19 protein-coding genes and 1 tRNA gene are annotated in these 15,147 nt (G+C 46.5%); 5 read left to right on the top strand and 15 right to left on the bottom strand.

Annotated elements, in window-relative coordinates; translation table 11 throughout:
* Positions 1 to 4: 4 nt before the first annotated feature.
* Positions 5 to 361: an iron chaperone gene (locus LS482_RS03590; RefSeq protein WP_233030386.1), complete on the top strand. Its 357-nt coding sequence runs from the start codon at positions 5 to 7 to the stop codon at positions 359 to 361.
* Between the two features lie 37 nt (positions 362 to 398).
* On the opposite strand, the gene LS482_RS03595 is transcribed toward LS482_RS03590, so the two are convergent.
* A complete protein-coding gene (locus LS482_RS03595; protein WP_233030387.1) occupies positions 399 to 947 on the bottom strand; it encodes a DUF8465 domain-containing protein in 549 nt (182 codons plus the stop codon).
* On the bottom strand, positions 944 to 1,225 hold the full coding sequence (locus LS482_RS03600) for a hypothetical protein (protein WP_233030388.1): 282 nt from the start codon (positions 1,223 to 1,225) through the stop codon (positions 944 to 946). Before LS482_RS03600 ends, LS482_RS03595 begins: the two co-directional genes overlap by 4 nt.
* A gap of 61 nt (positions 1,226 to 1,286) precedes the next feature.
* Here LS482_RS03600 and LS482_RS03605 point away from each other — a divergent pair, with 61 nt between their 5' ends.
* From LS482_RS03605 to LS482_RS03615, 3 genes are all read left to right on the top strand, one after another.
* Positions 1,287 to 1,565, top strand: a complete 279-nt coding sequence (locus tag LS482_RS03605; protein ID WP_233030389.1) for a DUF2752 domain-containing protein — start codon at positions 1,287 to 1,289, stop codon at positions 1,563 to 1,565.
* 10 nt (positions 1,566 to 1,575) lie between these two features.
* The gene (locus LS482_RS03610; RefSeq protein ID WP_233030390.1) at positions 1,576 to 1,893 is read left to right on the top strand and encodes a CCC motif membrane protein; all 318 of its coding nucleotides are present in this window, start codon (positions 1,576 to 1,578) and stop codon (positions 1,891 to 1,893) included.
* A 335-nt stretch (positions 1,894 to 2,228) separates the two neighbouring features.
* On the top strand, positions 2,229 to 2,504 hold the full coding sequence (locus tag LS482_RS03615; RefSeq protein WP_233030391.1) for a CD225/dispanin family protein: 276 nt from the start codon (positions 2,229 to 2,231) through the stop codon (positions 2,502 to 2,504).
* Between the two features lie 74 nt (positions 2,505 to 2,578).
* Here LS482_RS03615 and LS482_RS03620 read toward each other — a convergent pair whose 3' ends face one another.
* Complete coding sequence (locus tag LS482_RS03620; protein ID WP_233031792.1) at positions 2,579 to 2,800, bottom strand: DUF3820 family protein; 222 nt, start codon at positions 2,798 to 2,800, stop codon at positions 2,579 to 2,581.
* Between the two features lie 352 nt (positions 2,801 to 3,152).
* Here LS482_RS03620 and aqpZ point away from each other — a divergent pair, with 352 nt between their 5' ends.
* On the top strand, positions 3,153 to 3,839 hold the full coding sequence (gene aqpZ, locus LS482_RS03625; RefSeq protein WP_233030392.1) for an aquaporin Z: 687 nt from the start codon (positions 3,153 to 3,155) through the stop codon (positions 3,837 to 3,839).
* Positions 3,840 to 4,050: 211 nt separating this feature from the next.
* On the opposite strand, the gene LS482_RS03630 is transcribed toward aqpZ, so the two are convergent.
* From LS482_RS03630 to idi, 12 genes are all read right to left on the bottom strand, one after another.
* The gene (locus LS482_RS03630; protein WP_233030393.1) at positions 4,051 to 5,004 is read right to left on the bottom strand and encodes an AAA family ATPase; all 954 of its coding nucleotides are present in this window, start codon (positions 5,002 to 5,004) and stop codon (positions 4,051 to 4,053) included.
* Positions 5,005 to 5,086: 82 nt separating this feature from the next.
* Positions 5,087 to 6,595: a peptidylprolyl isomerase gene (locus LS482_RS03635; RefSeq protein ID WP_233030394.1), complete on the bottom strand. Its 1,509-nt coding sequence runs from the start codon at positions 6,593 to 6,595 to the stop codon at positions 5,087 to 5,089.
* Positions 6,579 to 7,442, bottom strand: a complete 864-nt coding sequence (locus LS482_RS03640; RefSeq protein WP_233030395.1) for a peptidyl-prolyl cis-trans isomerase — start codon at positions 7,440 to 7,442, stop codon at positions 6,579 to 6,581. The genes LS482_RS03635 and LS482_RS03640 overlap by 17 nt, the downstream gene beginning before the upstream one ends.
* A 254-nt stretch (positions 7,443 to 7,696) precedes the next feature.
* Positions 7,697 to 9,169, bottom strand: coding sequence for an IMP dehydrogenase (gene guaB / locus LS482_RS03645; protein WP_233030396.1), 1,473 nt, complete (start codon positions 9,167 to 9,169; stop codon positions 7,697 to 7,699).
* A 107-nt stretch (positions 9,170 to 9,276) separates the two neighbouring features.
* Positions 9,277 to 10,140: a hydroxymethylglutaryl-CoA lyase gene (locus tag LS482_RS03650; protein ID WP_233030397.1), complete on the bottom strand. Its 864-nt coding sequence runs from the start codon at positions 10,138 to 10,140 to the stop codon at positions 9,277 to 9,279.
* Positions 10,133 to 10,798: an HAD family hydrolase gene (locus LS482_RS03655; protein ID WP_233030398.1), complete on the bottom strand. Its 666-nt coding sequence runs from the start codon at positions 10,796 to 10,798 to the stop codon at positions 10,133 to 10,135. The genes LS482_RS03650 and LS482_RS03655 overlap by 8 nt, the downstream gene beginning before the upstream one ends.
* A gap of 250 nt (positions 10,799 to 11,048) precedes the next feature.
* A complete protein-coding gene (locus LS482_RS03660) occupies positions 11,049 to 12,101 on the bottom strand; it encodes a quinone-dependent dihydroorotate dehydrogenase (RefSeq protein WP_233030399.1) in 1,053 nt (350 codons plus the stop codon).
* A gap of 181 nt (positions 12,102 to 12,282) precedes the next feature.
* Positions 12,283 to 12,356 (bottom strand) — tRNA-Thr (locus LS482_RS03665).
* A 73-nt stretch (positions 12,357 to 12,429) separates the two neighbouring features.
* Positions 12,430 to 12,699: a hypothetical protein gene (locus tag LS482_RS03670; RefSeq protein WP_233030400.1), complete on the bottom strand. Its 270-nt coding sequence runs from the start codon at positions 12,697 to 12,699 to the stop codon at positions 12,430 to 12,432.
* A 40-nt stretch (positions 12,700 to 12,739) separates the two neighbouring features.
* The gene (locus tag LS482_RS03675) at positions 12,740 to 13,711 is read right to left on the bottom strand and encodes a type I phosphomannose isomerase catalytic subunit (RefSeq protein ID WP_233030401.1); all 972 of its coding nucleotides are present in this window, start codon (positions 13,709 to 13,711) and stop codon (positions 12,740 to 12,742) included.
* 176 nt (positions 13,712 to 13,887) lie between these two features.
* On the bottom strand, positions 13,888 to 14,298 hold the full coding sequence (locus tag LS482_RS03680; protein ID WP_233030402.1) for a 6-pyruvoyl trahydropterin synthase family protein: 411 nt from the start codon (positions 14,296 to 14,298) through the stop codon (positions 13,888 to 13,890).
* On the bottom strand, positions 14,295 to 14,825 hold the full coding sequence (idi, locus tag LS482_RS03685; RefSeq protein WP_233030403.1) for an isopentenyl-diphosphate Delta-isomerase: 531 nt from the start codon (positions 14,823 to 14,825) through the stop codon (positions 14,295 to 14,297). Before idi ends, LS482_RS03680 begins: the two co-directional genes overlap by 4 nt.
* Positions 14,826 to 15,147: the final 322 nt, after the last annotated feature.

Consider the following 15,147-nt stretch of genomic DNA (forward strand, 5'->3'; position numbering starts at 1 on the left):
GATTATGGCAAAGACAGATTTCAGGACCGTTGAAGAATACCTTGATACGCTTTCGCCGGACATCAGGGAAATTGCGGAAAAGCTCCGGCAAACCATCCGCAAAGCGGCGCCGGAAGCAAAAGAGGTCATCAGCTACCAGATGCCGACTTATAAACTCGGTAAAATCCTGGTGCATTTCGCAGTTCACGAAAAGCATATCGGTTTTTACCCCACTCCTTCGGCCATCAATGCATTTGCAGATGAGCTCAAAAGTTATAAAACTTCCAAGGGCGCTGTGCGGTTTCCCCAGGACCGCCCTTTGCCACTCGGACTCATTACCCGGATCGTAAAATTCAGGGTAAAGGAAAACACCAAAGGTTAAAATAAACGGCAATACCGATGAAATTAAAAACCATGTGTTATGCATTCTGGAAAATATAGACCTCTGTGGCCCCAAGACCATACTTTCTGAAGTCGGCGGCATAAAATTCCACATTATCGTACCGCCCGAACAAGTATTCGAGCTCTGTTTTCAGCACGCCTTCCCCTACACCGTGTATAAACACCACCTTTTGTATGCGTTTCCTGATGGCAAATTCCAGTTGTCGCCTGGCGGTGTCCAGCTGTAGGGTGAGTATATCGTGATTGGTCATCCCCCGGGCGGAAGGCACAAGCTGATGAATGTGCAGGTCTACTTCCATTCGGGGAGCATTCCGTTCCCTGGGCTTTACCGTTATCTTTTTTTTCCGGCGGATACTTTCCTTTTCGGCGAGGTGTTTGTCCACATCCAGGGGAGCCTTTCGGAGCAGTAAAGGGTCGTTGATTTTTATAACCTCATCCGGGGATACTTCAAGTTCAAACCCGTCTTCCGTAAGTATGTAAAGTGTCCCGCCCCTTATGGCCGTCACTTCCCCCGCCAGCGAATCATCTATGGTTTCCACCCTGTCTCCAACCTGTATGTCCGTCATTTTTGGTCGTGTTGTGTTGTCTCTTCTCCCTGCCCGTTCCGCTTCCACCGGTCGTCTTCATTTTCCTGTTTCCCTTCGGAATTGTCGGTCCCCTCTTCTCTGGGGTTGTCTTTCACCCACCGGGTCGTTGCCTTGTAAAGCCCGAACATAAGCAACACAAAGCCGAGGATCAGAAAATAAGGATGTTCCCTGTTTTCCTTTCCCTGTTCTACAAACACCAGTATTCCGCCGGCCAGTATCACGGCAAAATACAGTATGCGTTGATTTTTAGCGCTCATCCTTACTTTTTCTCAAAAATAATATTAATTTAGATTCCAGAAGACAAATACCATATCGATTTTGGACGCCGAAAAATACATGCTCCCGTGCATAAGCAAGCGAATCCTGGGTTTTGACTGTCCAGGATGCGGGCTGCAGCGTTCAATGGCACTGATCCTGGAGGGAGATTTTGCGGGGGCTTTTAAGATGTACCCCGCCATCTATCCGTTATTATTTCTCTTTTTATTTCTCTTTCTCGACATGGTCTGGAAGAAACAGAATCTTTCCAGGCTAACTTCGGGGCTGGCCATTGTCAGCGTAACATTTATCCTGTGCAACTACATCCTTAAATTCTTATAACCTTTAAATTATGGAAAAACAAAAACTACCAAATGCAACGCTTATCCTTGTTTTAAGTATACTTTCCCTTGTGTGCTGTTGTTTTTACGGGGTAGGTATTATTCCGGCCGTCATCGCCCTGGTACTTGCCAATAAATCCGTAAAGCTGTACAAGGCCGAACCGGAACTCTATGACAACTACAACAATGTAAAAACAGGAAGGATCATTGCCATTATAGGTATTGTGCTCAACATTGCCTGTATCGTCTATATGATAATAATGATCGCCACAATTGGTTTTGACGGAATCATGGAGCAATACAGGTTAATGCAGGAGCAATACCAGTAATGTTTTAAATGTTTCAGTGGAAGAAAGACCGGATCAGGGACAAAGGTTATGGGATTTTTCCTTTGTTGTAAGTTTCCGGTTTTGGTTTTGCCGCGGATACACGAATGTTTTTTGAGTTGAATCTTGCAAATGAGGTTGTATTTTAGGTATTTGGTTATTCAGTTATTTAGGCATCACGCATGAACTGAATAACTCAATAACCTGTTAACCCGACAACAAGACCATAATTTTTCACATTACTCAAAAATCGCAAGTCGTACCTCTTATGTCCTGCTGCCTTAGGTCTGAACTCCTACAATGTCCACAACTTTTAGGATTGATCCGAAAGACCTCCCATGCCGGATAACCACCTGGCACTGGCCATCGTCAGCACGCTTTTATGCTGTATGCCGCTGGGTATAGTGAGTATTGTCTATGCTTCCAGGGTAAAGGCATATATGAACGGTAATTACAATGAAGCCCGGAGAGCGTCTAAAAATGCAAAGATATGGGCACTGGTCTCTATCGGTTCTGTTTTCGGAATTACGGTATTACTATTCCTGTTTTATCTGTTGCAAACAATGCTCGCCCTGGCTTTTTTCGCTGTGTTCGAAAGCGGAGGTTATGGCTGATCGTGAAGCATATTTATTCATAAAAGAGGGAGGGACCGGTTTTGAACACCGCCCCTCTCTTCTTTTTATACCTTTTAAAGCACCTTCCGTATATCCCGCACAAGCTGTTCCAGGCCGTTTACTTTGATTTCCAGCATGGCTTCCAGTTGCTGCCCCAACATTCCCCGCGGAAAGCCCTTTTGCTTGAACCACACCAGGTAATATTCCGGAAGGTCGGTAATATAACTATCCTTGTATTTGCCGAACGGCATTCTGGCCCGGGCCAGTTTTACCAGGAATTCCCTGCTGTATTCCATTTCCATCGCATACGTGTTTATGCATACAAAATTAACTTTTCGCCGCAAACATATAAACTAAAGGGAACCGCTTATGAAATTGATCCTTATTTTAACACCTTTCACCCTAAATTAAGAAAAACCTCTCATCTATTTAACATTATATTTCAAAAAACACTAAATTTGATAGTATTCATTTTACAAAATGCTACCCTTACACCTTTATTTTTTAATAAATGTAATAATCACGGTATTCTCATATAAATCGATCAGAGGTCCGGCCACAACGGTGTGATTGTCGTCTCTGCGGATAAAGAGGAAATACCGGATATTATTTATCAACCAGGGTCCTGACCCGTAAAATGTTAATTCTATGAAAAAAATTTTAGCTGAGTTCATCGGAACTTTCTGGCTGGTGCTGGGAGGTTGCGGAAGTGCGGTACTGGCCGCAGCATTTCCCCAACTGGGAATAGGTTTACTTGGGGTATCCCTTGCATTTGGTCTCACCGTACTGACCATTGTTTACAGCCTGGGACATATTTCCGGGGCTCATTTAAACCCCGCCGTATCTGTCGGGCTATGGATAGGCGGACGTTTTGATGCCCGGGAATTACTCCCTTATATTATTGCACAGATACTGGGCGGGCTGGCCGCTGCGGGAATCCTCTATGTAATTGCCACGGGAAACGGTAGTGAAATAGGCAGTTTTGCTGCGAATGGCTACAATGAACATTCCCCCGGGGGATACAGCATGAATGCCGCACTGCTCACCGAAATTGTAATGACCTTTATGTTTCTCATCATTATCCTCGGGGCTACCGATAAAAAGGCCCCGGCAGGGTTTGCGGGTATTGCCATCGGCCTCGGGCTCACCCTTATCCATCTTATCAGTATCCCCGTGACAAACACCTCCGTAAATCCCGCGCGCAGTATCAGCCAGGCCATCTTTGTTGGTGACTGGGCATTGCAGCAATTATGGCTCTTTATTGCTGCACCTGTTGCCGGCGCCATTCTGGCGGGACTCGTATACCGGTTGTTACAGGGAAAAAACAATGAATAAATACTATAACAGTGTGCCTGTCAATGAAAAGCGGCAGGCACATCAACAATAACACCAAGTAGTAAAAAGTTTTGTGGCCCTTGTGGTTTTCCATAATCATGGACTTTATCTTACCACAGAGGTGTGCTGCAAAGCAGGCCCAGGTTACCACAGAGCACTGTACAAAACTTAAAAGTATAGAAAGAAAGTTATTGAGAAGGTACGGGACTATTTACAATAATGCCCCTATTATCTCTTCTATGGAAATGTTCTCGGCCTCGGCCTTGTAGTTTTTGATCACCCTGTGCCTCAGAATACCGTTGGCCACAGCCTTTACATTTTCGATATCGGGAGAAAATTTTCCGTTTACCGCCGCATGGGCCTTAGCTGCCAGCACCAGGTTTTGCGATGCCCTGGGCCCCGCACCCCAGTCTACGTACTCTTCCACTATCTTTTCGGACTGTCCGTTTGCGGGCCGGGTCTTACCTACCAGCCTTACCGCGTATTCCACTACATTATCGGCTACGGGAATCCTACGTATAAGGTGTTGTATTTCTACCATCTCCTTTGCGGTAAACAGGGGGGATACCTTTACTTCCCTGTCCATTGTGGTCGATTTTACCACATTTACTTCTTCTTCAAAAGAAGGATAATTTAAAGCTATGGCAAACATAAACCTGTCGAGTTGTGCTTCGGGAAGCGGATATGTCCCCTCCTGTTCGATCGGGTTTTGTGTGGCAAGGACAAAATACGGAAGGTCCAGTTTGTAATTATCCCCGGCTACGGTCACCGCTCTTTCCTGCATGGCTTCAAGCAGGGCAGCCTGTGTTTTCGGTGGCGTACGGTTTATTTCATCGGCCAGGATTATATTGGCAAACACCGGCCCCTTTATAAATTTGAATTCCCTGTTGGCATCCAGTATTTCACTCCCCAGGATATCGCTCGGCATAAGGTCGGGAGTGAATTGTATACGTTTAAAATCCAGTCCCAGGGCATCTGCAATGGTTTTGATCATCAGGGTCTTTGCCAGTCCGGGAACGCCGATAAGCAGGGCATGCCCGCCGGAATATATGGCAAGCAGCACCTCTTCAATGACCGCTTCCTGCCCGATTATAACTTTGGCAATTTCTTGTTTCAACTCCCGGTGCTTTTCAACCAGGTTCTTCAAAGCGGAAACGTCAGACATAAAGTTTTGGATTTGAGGTGTTTTTTTATGAATCAAATTTTAAATACATAATCTCAGAAGTATCACCGGGCACGGGTACATCTTACTCCTTCAGCCAGTTGTTGGAGAAATCGCAGCCCTTGTAATCGGAATTCACCATAATGTAGGTATCTTCTATGGTATCTTCCATCCATTCCCTTATGGCCTTTATTTGTTTTTCCTTGAGGGCAAGTTCTTTTATTTTCAGGTAATCCTGTACATAATCGGCCGTATGTTCATCATACCTGTTGGTCACCTTTAATATTTTAAATGTGATCTTTCCCGGTCTTTTCGGGTCTTCTTCTTTATAAACCCGCGATACTTCACCGGTCTTCAGGTCACTTACCTGGCTGTACAGTGAAGGATCGAGTTTGGTAAGCTCAAAACGGGTGTCCATATTGCTGGGATTACGCAACTGCCCGCCCTCGAACTTGGTTTCCTTTTCATCGGAATACTCCCTGGCGGCATCGGCAAAGGACACTTCGTCGTTCACTATTTTTTGGCGTACTTTATCCAGTTCTTCCCGGGTTTCGTCCAGGGTTGCCTGCGGGATCTCCGGTATAAGGAGAATATGTCTCAGGTCCAGCTCCTGTCCCATTATTTTATCAATCTTTATGATATGCCATCCGAAGTCGGTTTCAAAAGGCTCGGATATCTCCCCTTCCCGGAGACTGTAGGCCACATCAACAAATTCCTTGGCAAAACCGGTCTGTTTGGTGATGTGGTAAAAACCGCCCTTGGAACTGGAACCGGGGTCCTTGGAATACAAAATGGCCTTGGTGGCAAAACTGGCCCCGTTTTCTTCGATATCGCGCTTCATTTCATTCAGTCTGTTCACCACTTTCTGTTTCTCCGCTTCGGGTACATCCGGTTCTTTTACGATCTGTGCTATTTCAAGTTCTGCTCCGAACACCGGGCGCTCATCTTCCGGAAGTTTGTTAAACCACTGGCGTACTTCTTCGGGGGTGATCTCTATTTCGTCCACCACTTTGCTTTGCATTCTCTCGGCAAGTGCGCGCACTTTGTTTATCTGAAACAGTTCTTCCCTGAAACTTTCCTCGTCCGATTTTTTGTAATAGGACAGCAGGTTTTCCATGGTACCCACCTGGCTCACCAGGTAATTCAGCTGTTGCTCGGTCTGTGCCATAACCTGCTTGTCAGACACCTCCAGGCTGTCCTGTATGGCCTGGTGTGCATACAGTTTATCTTCCATAAGCTTTCCGAGCAGCTGGCAACGGGTAATGTCCTTTATGGACACGCCCTGGTTCTGAAGGTCGATATAGCTTTTGTCGATATCCGATTCGAGGATGATATAATCGCCCACAACCGAAACGACCCCGTCTACCTTGGTCCTTTCTTCAGACACTTCCGTATTTTCCTCATCTTCCGCAACTGCTTCCTGTATCGTCATATCGGTTTTCTGCACAATGGCCGTACTGTCCTGTTGTATCTCTGTACTTTCAGCTACGGCAGTTCCGTTCCCGGTACTTTCCACTTCCTCTTTTTCCTGTGCCCATCCTATCTGAAGCATACAAACAGCAATGCCCAGGATCATTTTATTTATCCGACTCATAAATTTCAAATTTCTTTTTTCTGACTGCTTCATCCATTATTTCTTTTTCCAGCTTCCTTACAAATTCCAGTTTTCTCCTGTTAAGCAATATTTGCTTTATGGTAGGTTTCACATATGACATGGGGGCAATCTCGTTACGGTGCAGTATATCGTTAATATACACCAAATATACCCCTAAAGAGTCGCTTAACTCAAAGAAATGCGATTTTTTTATATTTTTTTCATTCTCTTCACGGGCCAGTAACGGTATTTTTTGATATATCTGTGCCGCTTTTACCCATATGGAATCTTCCAGGGCATAAGATTTGAACTGTATGGCAATTTCTTCCAGATCGGCCTTGTCGGCCTCTTCATACCTCCTGAACTTTTCGCGTATTTCATCCAGTTTGTCAAAATCCCTGCTCACCTCTAAATACCTGAACCTCCACAACTCTTCGTTGAGCTTAAAATTATCTTCGGTATTGTTGTAAAACGACTTTATCTCGGCATCCGAAACAGCCGTATCCATGGCATTATTGACCAGAGCTTCCTTATACGTAGTGGTATAGAGGTCTGTTCTGTATTCGGCAATAAGCTTTTCAAATTCCCTGACCTGTTCTTCCGGGAGGTTGATCTTCGCTTTTTCCATAAAAAGCTGTTTCGCCGCCCAGGAATTGATAAAATTGGCCTTGACCACCATACTGTCTTCCTTCGACATATTCTCTCCGTAAATACCGGAAAGGTCCTTTTTATACAGGTATTTATCACCTACACGTGCTACGGTATCCGCTGTTTCTTCCTGCCGGAAATAAGAACAGCTTCCCAGCCCCAGTAAAACGATAATACCAATTATTTTTTTTCTTAACATCCAAACCTCTTTTACTTCCTGAAATCCTTTGTTTACGGGCCATACATATGCACAGGTTTTTCAGGGGTCTTGTCCGAGGGCTAACAAAAATAATAATTCGGGAAAATATCGCAAGCCGGGGCGTTGACGTTTAACAAAGATTTATGTAGTTGCAGGTTGTAAATTAATGGGTTGCAGGTTACAGATTGCAGGTTTTACTCACGAACACGGTCCCAGGCAAACTGTAACCTGATAACTTATAATGAATTAAGTCATTACCTGCTGTAGTTAGGAGCTTCCTTGGTGATGGCCACATCGTGAGGGTGGCTCTCGTGGATGCCGGAAGCGGTGATCTTTACAAACTGTCCTTTTTCCTTCAGTGTTTCGATATCTGCAGCTCCGCAATATCCCATACCTGCCCGGAGTCCGCCTATAAACTGATGCATGCTCTCCACCAGTTCGCCTTTATAGGGCACACGCCCTACAATACCTTCCGGCACCAGTTTTTTGATATCGTCTTCCACGTCCTGGAAATAGCGGTCCTTACTTCCCTGTTTCATCGCTTCTACAGATCCCATTCCCCTATAGCTCTTAAACTTACGTCCTTCATAAATTATGGTTTCGCCCGGAGATTCCTTGGTTCCTGCCAGCAGGGAACCCAGCATTACACAGTCTGCCCCCGCGGCAATGGCCTTGGGTATGTCTCCGGTATAACGTACGCCCCCGTCGGCTATCACAGGTACTCCCGAACCTTTTATGGCCGCAGCGACCTCGAGTACGGCAGAGAATTGCGGGAACCCCACACCGGCCACTACCCTGGTGGTGCAAATAGACCCGGGGCCAATCCCCACTTTTACAGCGTCTGCCCCGTTCTCTACCAGGTAGCGGGCTGCTTCACCGGTGGCGATATTCCCTACCACCACATCCAGTTCCGGAAACGCTTTTTTCACTTCTTTTAATATGCTGACCACTCCGCGCGTATGGCCGTGTGCCGTGTCTATGATTATGGCATCAATACCTGCGTTCACCAATGCTTCGGCACGTTCCGGGGCATCTGCCGTAACCCCTATGGCCGCGGCAACCCGTAATCTTCCATACTTATCCTTGTTGGCTGTGGGTTTTTGTGTAAGCTTGGTGATATCCCGGAAGGTAATGAGCCCTACCAGTTTGTTCCCGGCATTGACTACCGGCAATTTTTCAATTTTATTTTCCTGCAGTATTTCTTCCGCATCCCCCAGCGAAGTCCCTTCCCCTACGGTAACGAGATTTTCAGACGTCATCACTTCCACTATGGGCCTGTCGTTATTTTTTTCAAAACGCAGGTCCCGGTTGGTCACGATCCCCTTCAGGAAACCACCGTCATCCACAATAGGAATTCCGCCTATACTGTGTTCGGCCATGTTCTTCTTCGCATCGGCCACCTTCGCCGTTAAGGGCAGGGTTACCGGGTCTATGATCATTCCGCTCTCCGCACGCTTCACCTTGCGTACCTCCAGGGCCTGCTGTTCGGCAGTCATATTCTTGTGCAGCACACCTATCCCTCCTTCCCTGGCCATGGCTATGGCCATTGCAGATTCGGTAACGGTATCCATCGCCGCCGAGACTATGGGCACGTTAATCGTAATATTTCTGGTGAATTTGGTCTGAATATTGACCTCTCTGGGCAAGACTTCCGAAAAGGCCGGAACAAGAAGGACATCATCATACGTCAACCCTTCTCCTACAATTTTTGAACTATGAGCTTTCATGGCGCAACTTATAAATTAGTTGCACGCAAATATACGTCAATTTTGGGGATTAGAAACTATTTTTTATCATTTAGTCTCTTTCTTTGTCAAACCCGTACAGCCCTCAACTAAAAATATGAGCCGAAAACCTTTATCGCCTCATTATAGGCGCTCTCAAAACTCATGGCAGACAGGCCTGTATCTGCTTTTGCAGCAGTAAAATAGGACACCATTTTTTCGGTAGGCATATTTCCGGTAAGTTCGTCCTTGGCCATGGGACAACCGCCAAATCCCTGTATGGCTCCGTCAAACCTCATGCACCCGGCCCCGTAGGCGGCATCGATCTTCTCATACCACGACGACGGGGTGGTATGCAGGTGTGCGCCGAATTCGATTTCCGGATACGCCGGGATCAAATGGGTAAACAGGTAACTGATGACTTCCGGGGTTGAGCTCCCCACGGTATCCGACAGGGACAAAATCCTTATGCCCATGGCCGAAAGCTTTTCCGTCCACTCCCCTACGATCTCCACGTTCCACGGATCACCGTACGGGTTACCGAAGCCCATGGAAAGGTAAGCCACCACTTCCTTACCGGCTTTATCCGCCATGTCCAGTATCTCCCGGAGGATCACTGTAGATTCTGCAATGGTCTTGTGGGTATTCCGCATCTGGAAGTTCTCGGATATGGAAAAGGGATACCCGAGATAATCGATTTCGGGATGAACCGCAGCGTCTTTGGCTCCCCTGACATTGGCCACAATGGCCAGCAACTTGCTCCGGGTCCCGGAAAGGTCCAGTTTGTCCAGCACCTCTGCGGTATCCGCCATCTGCGGAATGGCCTTAGGCGATACAAAACTACCGAAGTCTATGGTATCAAAGCCCACACGCAACAGGGACTGGATATACGCCACCTTTTTTTCAGTGGGTATGAATGTCTTTATCCCCTGCATGGCATCCCTGGGACATTCTATGAGTTTTATCTTATTCATTAACGCAATAGAACATGTTCATTTTTGTGGTGGTAAGTTCACGAAAATCATCTATGATCAGGTCTGCCGCAGACAGGTCCTGCTGTCCGGAATTCGCATTCCTGTATCCGATACACTGCATTCCGGCGGCCCTGGCAGCTTTGACCCCGTTCCTGCTGTCTTCGATCACCACAAAGGCATCGGGGGATATATCGTATAATCCGGCTACTTTCAGAAAAATATCGGGAAAAGGTTTTCCGCGGGCCACGTGTTCACTGCTCACCATATGATCAAAATACCTCCCGAGACCGGCCTTTTCCATAAAGATATCGATAAGCTTTACCGGCGAAGACGACCCCAGGGAAAGATTGTAGCCCGAATCCTTTAACCTGCAGAGCAGTTCGGACACGCCTTCGGTCTTCGGGATCTGCCTGTCGCCGATCACACTGAAAAAATAGGCTTTATGAGCTTCCAGAAGATCGGCGGGCTTTCCTTCCAGCCCGAAATCCTTTTTCAGTTTTTCCCACATCATCAGGGCTCCCATTCCAACCAGGGTAAAGTGGTATTCCCTTGTAAGGTTCACCCCCATTTCCTGCAGTACCTCTCCCAGTATTTGCATATGTATGGGTTCGCTGTCTACCAGAACACCATCCATATCAAAAATAACGTGTTTTTGCATCTCCGTTGTTTTATTCAAATGTAAACATTTTCTTTGGTTTTGGGATTTCCGGTTTCCGGTTTCATCCTGCCGGTAACCGGTTAATAGTGCCCGACAACCAGTGACAGACGGGCCGTATGGTGTTTTACCAAAAATTCCCTTCTTCTGATCCGGAAAAAGAATGTCCCGGAGTTTCGGAGCCTGGTTCCGGGTTTATTCTGAAATGTTTGCGTTTCACCCGTGGCCCGGGCTTTCTAACCCTCCGTCCGGACTAAAGTCCGGCCACCGAATACCGGTCGAGGATCGCCTTATTTATCCTTTTCACGACTCCGGGGCCTTCATATATAAAACCCGTATACACCTGCACGAGCGTGGCTCCTGCATCCAGTTTCTCCAAAGCATCTTCGGGCGTGTGTACTCCCCCTACCCCGATTATAGGGAAACTCCCTTCGCTTTCCCTGTGCAGGAACCTGATGACCTCGGTCGAACGGTCTTTCAGCGGTTTTCCGCTAAGGCCTCCCGTTTCTTCTTTTGCGGGAGCACTAAGCCCGTCCCTGGAAATGGTGGTATTGGTAGCTATAACCCCGGCTATCCCGGTGTCCTTAACAATCTGTACAATATCAGTCAGCTGCCCTTCGGTAAGGTCGGGTGCAATTTTCAGCAATACGGGTTTACGGTTTACGGTCTGGAGTCTGTGGTTTTGCAATTCGTTCAGCAGTTTCTTAAGCGGCTCCTTATCCTGGAGTGCCCGGAGATCCGGTGTATTGGGAGAACTGACATTCACCACAAAATAATCGACATTGTTGTGAAGGGCCTCGAAACATTTCCTGTAGTCATCCGCAGCGTTTTCGTTAGGCGTGGTCTTGTTCTTTCCTATGTTCCCCCCTATGAGAATACCCCGGGCCCTGAGCGAAGCCCAGGGGCGTTTTAAGCGCTTTACGGCTTCCCCGACACCTCCGTTGTTAAACCCCATCCTGTTTACAATGGCACTGTCTTCCCGGAGCCGGAACAATCGTTTACGCGGATTTCCGGGCTGGGGCCTGGGAGTAAGCGTGCCTGTTTCTATAAAACCGAAACCGAAACCGGAAAGTTCGTTAAACAAGCGCGCATCCTTGTCGAAACCCGCGGCAAGGCCTACGGGATTTTTGAACTTTAGTCCGAAGACTTCCCGTTCGAGCCGCGGATCGTCAACTGCATACATCTTCCGCAAAAGAGCAGGGACTCCCGGTATCTTATTCACTGCTTTTATGAATGTAAAAGTAAAATGGTGTACTTTTTCCGGATCGAACCGGAAAAGTATGGGACGGATGAGTGTTTTATACATGGATCATTATTCTTGTGCTGCAAAAATACGGGAAAAGATATAATGTCTGAAAAATGACCGGGTTTAAACAAAAAGAGAGGCATCGGGGGGCACTCGTCGGAGACGAGCGCCGGGCACGAATTGAAATAATATTTCTTTCTCCATAAAAAAACCCTCCGTTTCCGAAGGGTTTTTACATCTGAGCCGGCAGAGGGATTCGAACCCACGACCCCGAGATTACAAATCACGTGCTCTGGCCAACTGAGCTATGCCGGCCTCATCTGTGCCTTAAAAGCGGCAGCAAATATAAAATGGATTTTATTTTCTGCCAATCTTTTTTTGAAAAATTTTAAGACAGCTTGTTTACTTTTTCGATAAGCTGATTTGCTTTTTCTTCCAGTTCCTTGTTAACAGCCTTTAAATGAGCCTTTCGGTTTTCCACACTCCTGTCATTTATTTTTGTCACCAGGTCGTCAAAAGTTTCTATAGCTTCATCTATTATCGCATTCCCTTTTTCGGAGTTATTGTTGTCGGTAGCAGCTTCCCAAACGTAAACCGCTTCTATAATATCTCCCAAAACGGAATTGATCTCTTTCTTCAGTTCCTTAATACTTGCCATAATATATTATTTTTTGCAAATTTAGATTTTTTACGGCAATTTATCCGATATAAACCTCCAATAGTTTGGCTTTATCTGCTATAAGGTCCACAATATCGGTCCCGGCAGGGATCAATATGGTCTCTCCTTTCCGTATTTTTTCTTTTTCTTCTTCCACGGCTATTTCGGCTTCACCGTCCACACACATATAGATACTGAAAGAGTCTCTCGCAGCTATACGGTGTTCCAGGTGTCCTTCCACATCCATATAATTGGTGGTAAAATAAGGGCATTCCACCATGGTATTGGGCACGTTCTTTTCCCTGGTATACCGCACCTTAAAGTCGTCTTTCTTTTCGTAATCTATGGCATCCAATGCCAGTTCGGTATGAAGTTCACGGGTATTACCGTCTTTGTCTTTGCGGTTAAAATCGTAGATCCTGTAGGTAATATCGGATGTTTGCTGAATTTCCGCCAGCAATATTCCGGCGCCTATGGCATGTACTTTCCCGGTATTGATAAAGAATGTATCGCCTTCCTTCACCTTTTCGTAATTGAGAAGATCGGTCAGGGTGTTCTTTTCCAGACTTCCGGTGTATTCTTCCCTGCTTACATTTTTATTGAACCCTACAATAAGCTCGGAACCTTCGTCGGCCTGCATGATATACCACATTTCGGTCTTCCCGAAAGAGTTATGCCTTTTCCGCGCCAGTTCGTCATCGGGATGCAGCTGGATGGACAGGTCCTGTTTGGCATCGATAAATTTTATCAGGATGGGAAACTCGGTACCGAAGCGCTCCGCCACACTTTCGCCCAGGAGCCCGGCGCCATACTCATCTATTAATTCCTGAAGTCCCCTGCCCTTGTATGCGCCGTTGGCCACAACAGAAACATCACCTTTTACGGCCGAGAGTTCCCAGCTTTCCCCCGTAATGTCACTGTCTATGTCTTTTCCGAGAACATCTTTTAATTTGGTACCTCCCCAAAGGCGTTCCTTGAGGATGGGGACGAATTTTATCGGATAGGATTTCATATTGTTGTTTATGTTTATTGTTTGTTGTTTGTTGCTTGTTGTTTATAGTTACGGGAGCATTTACACCCCCCTGTATCCCCCCTCAAGGGGGGAGCTGTCCTCTTTTCTATGAAAAAATGTTCTTTTACGAAAAAAAGCTCTCCCCTTGAGGGGGGCAGGGGGTGTCTTTCTCTTTTTCACTCTCCTTTGTAAGTCACAAAATTACGGGGCGTCTCATACAGGGTTACTTCGAGCTCGTGTTCGGGATTCAGGTGCTTTCGCAATTTGTCCCATATCACTACGGCAATATGCTCTGCCGTGGGATTAAGGTCTCTAAATTCGGGAACATCCAGATTGAGGTTCTTATGGTCGAAAGCATCTTCTATCTCGGCAGCTATGAGTTCCTTGAGATCCTTGATATCCATTACAAAACCCGTTTCCGGGTCCACTTCCCCGGTAACACTTACCGTGAGCCCGTAATTGTGTCCGTGGTAATTGGGACTGTTGCATTTGCCATAAACCTCCCGGTTCTTTTCTGCAGTCCACCCGGGATTGTGTAACCTGTGGGCCGCATTGAAATGGGCCTCCCTGCTTACCGTTACCCTCATAACGATGCGTTTTGCATTAAGTGATCGTAAAATTTATCGAAGATAATCTTAAACCAGGCCGTGTAACGTTCCGGATGCCGTTCCATATCCTTTTTCACTTCATCGGGGTATACCCATCCCCAGTCTGCCACCTCATCCGGATTGGGTTCGGGGGCTTCTTCGTACTTTCCGATGAGCACGTGGTCGAATTCGTGCTCGGTAAGCCCGTTGTCAAAAGGTGCCCTGTAAATAAAGGTGAATATTTCGTTAAGGTCGGTAGTAAAGCCCATTTCTTCCATTAACCTCCTTTTCCCGGCATCTACGGAGCCTTCTCCTTCTCTTTGATGACTACAGCAGGTATTGGTCCACAACCCCGGGGAATGGTATTTGGTCTTTGCCCGTTGTTGTATCATGGTCTGCCCCTTGTCGTTCATCACAAAAACGGAGAAAGCACGATGCAGCAATCCTTTCTCATGGGCCTCCATTTTGGGCATTAATCCCTGTGGTTCGTCTTTATCGTTTACGAGTATGACCTTTTCTTCCTGCATGTGTACCTCTTTGTTCTGTTTCTACAAGGTTCCAAAAATACAAAACCCGCGCCAGCCGTCATAATGAATCGGGTTTACTTTTTATTTCCGGTTCGTCTGAGGGGCTGACGCAGTTTATTGATATGCAATTACTCCGAAGGTGTGCGCAAGGCAGGCTTAAAGTAAGGTGAGTTCGGGATCACTAAATTACTGAACTAAAGATCCATAGGTTTTGGTGAGCAATGAAATTGTGCTTTAGTTACTCAGTTATTGAGTTGATCAGGTTATTAAGTTACCAGGATTACCTGAATAACTTAGTAACTTGATAACTCATTAACCCAAC

Origin of the sequence: Sinomicrobium kalidii, from assembly GCF_021183825.1 — a bacterium.
GTDB classification, from domain to species: Bacteria; Bacteroidota; Bacteroidia; order Flavobacteriales; family Flavobacteriaceae; genus Sinomicrobium; species Sinomicrobium kalidii.

Bases quoted from the DNA above. Each gene is read 5' to 3' on its own strand.
- LS482_RS03590 (WP_233030386.1), top strand. From the start codon at position 5: ATGGCAAAGACAGATTTCAGGACCGTTGAAGAATACCTTGATACGCTT.
- LS482_RS03675 (WP_233030401.1), bottom strand. From the start codon at position 13,711: ATGAAATCCTATCCGATAAAATTCGTCCCCATCCTCAAGGAACGCCTT.
- guaB (WP_233030396.1), bottom strand. From the start codon at position 9,169: ATGAAAGCTCATAGTTCAAAAATTGTAGGAGAAGGGTTGACGTATGAT.
- LS482_RS03620 (WP_233031792.1), bottom strand. From the start codon at position 2,800: ATGGAATACAGCAGGGAATTCCTGGTAAAACTGGCCCGGGCCAGAATG.
- LS482_RS03650 (WP_233030397.1), bottom strand. From the start codon at position 10,140: ATGAATAAGATAAAACTCATAGAATGTCCCAGGGATGCCATGCAGGGG.
- LS482_RS03660 (WP_233030399.1), bottom strand. From the start codon at position 12,101: ATGTATAAAACACTCATCCGTCCCATACTTTTCCGGTTCGATCCGGAA.
- LS482_RS03655 (WP_233030398.1), bottom strand. From the start codon at position 10,798: ATGCAAAAACACGTTATTTTTGATATGGATGGTGTTCTGGTAGACAGC.
- aqpZ (WP_233030392.1), top strand. From the start codon at position 3,153: ATGAAAAAAATTTTAGCTGAGTTCATCGGAACTTTCTGGCTGGTGCTG.
- LS482_RS03630 (WP_233030393.1), bottom strand. From the start codon at position 5,004: ATGTCTGACGTTTCCGCTTTGAAGAACCTGGTTGAAAAGCACCGGGAG.
- LS482_RS03595 (WP_233030387.1), bottom strand. From the start codon at position 947: ATGACGGACATACAGGTTGGAGACAGGGTGGAAACCATAGATGATTCG.
- LS482_RS03680 (WP_233030402.1), bottom strand. From the start codon at position 14,298: ATGAGGGTAACGGTAAGCAGGGAGGCCCATTTCAATGCGGCCCACAGG.
- LS482_RS03600 (WP_233030388.1), bottom strand. From the start codon at position 1,225: ATGAGCGCTAAAAATCAACGCATACTGTATTTTGCCGTGATACTGGCC.
- LS482_RS03635 (WP_233030394.1), bottom strand. From the start codon at position 6,595: ATGAGTCGGATAAATAAAATGATCCTGGGCATTGCTGTTTGTATGCTT.
- LS482_RS03615 (WP_233030391.1), top strand. From the start codon at position 2,229: ATGCCGGATAACCACCTGGCACTGGCCATCGTCAGCACGCTTTTATGC.
- LS482_RS03610 (WP_233030390.1), top strand. From the start codon at position 1,576: ATGGAAAAACAAAAACTACCAAATGCAACGCTTATCCTTGTTTTAAGT.
- LS482_RS03670 (WP_233030400.1), bottom strand. From the start codon at position 12,699: ATGGCAAGTATTAAGGAACTGAAGAAAGAGATCAATTCCGTTTTGGGA.
- idi (WP_233030403.1), bottom strand. From the start codon at position 14,825: ATGCAGGAAGAAAAGGTCATACTCGTAAACGATAAAGACGAACCACAG.
- LS482_RS03640 (WP_233030395.1), bottom strand. From the start codon at position 7,442: ATGTTAAGAAAAAAAATAATTGGTATTATCGTTTTACTGGGGCTGGGA.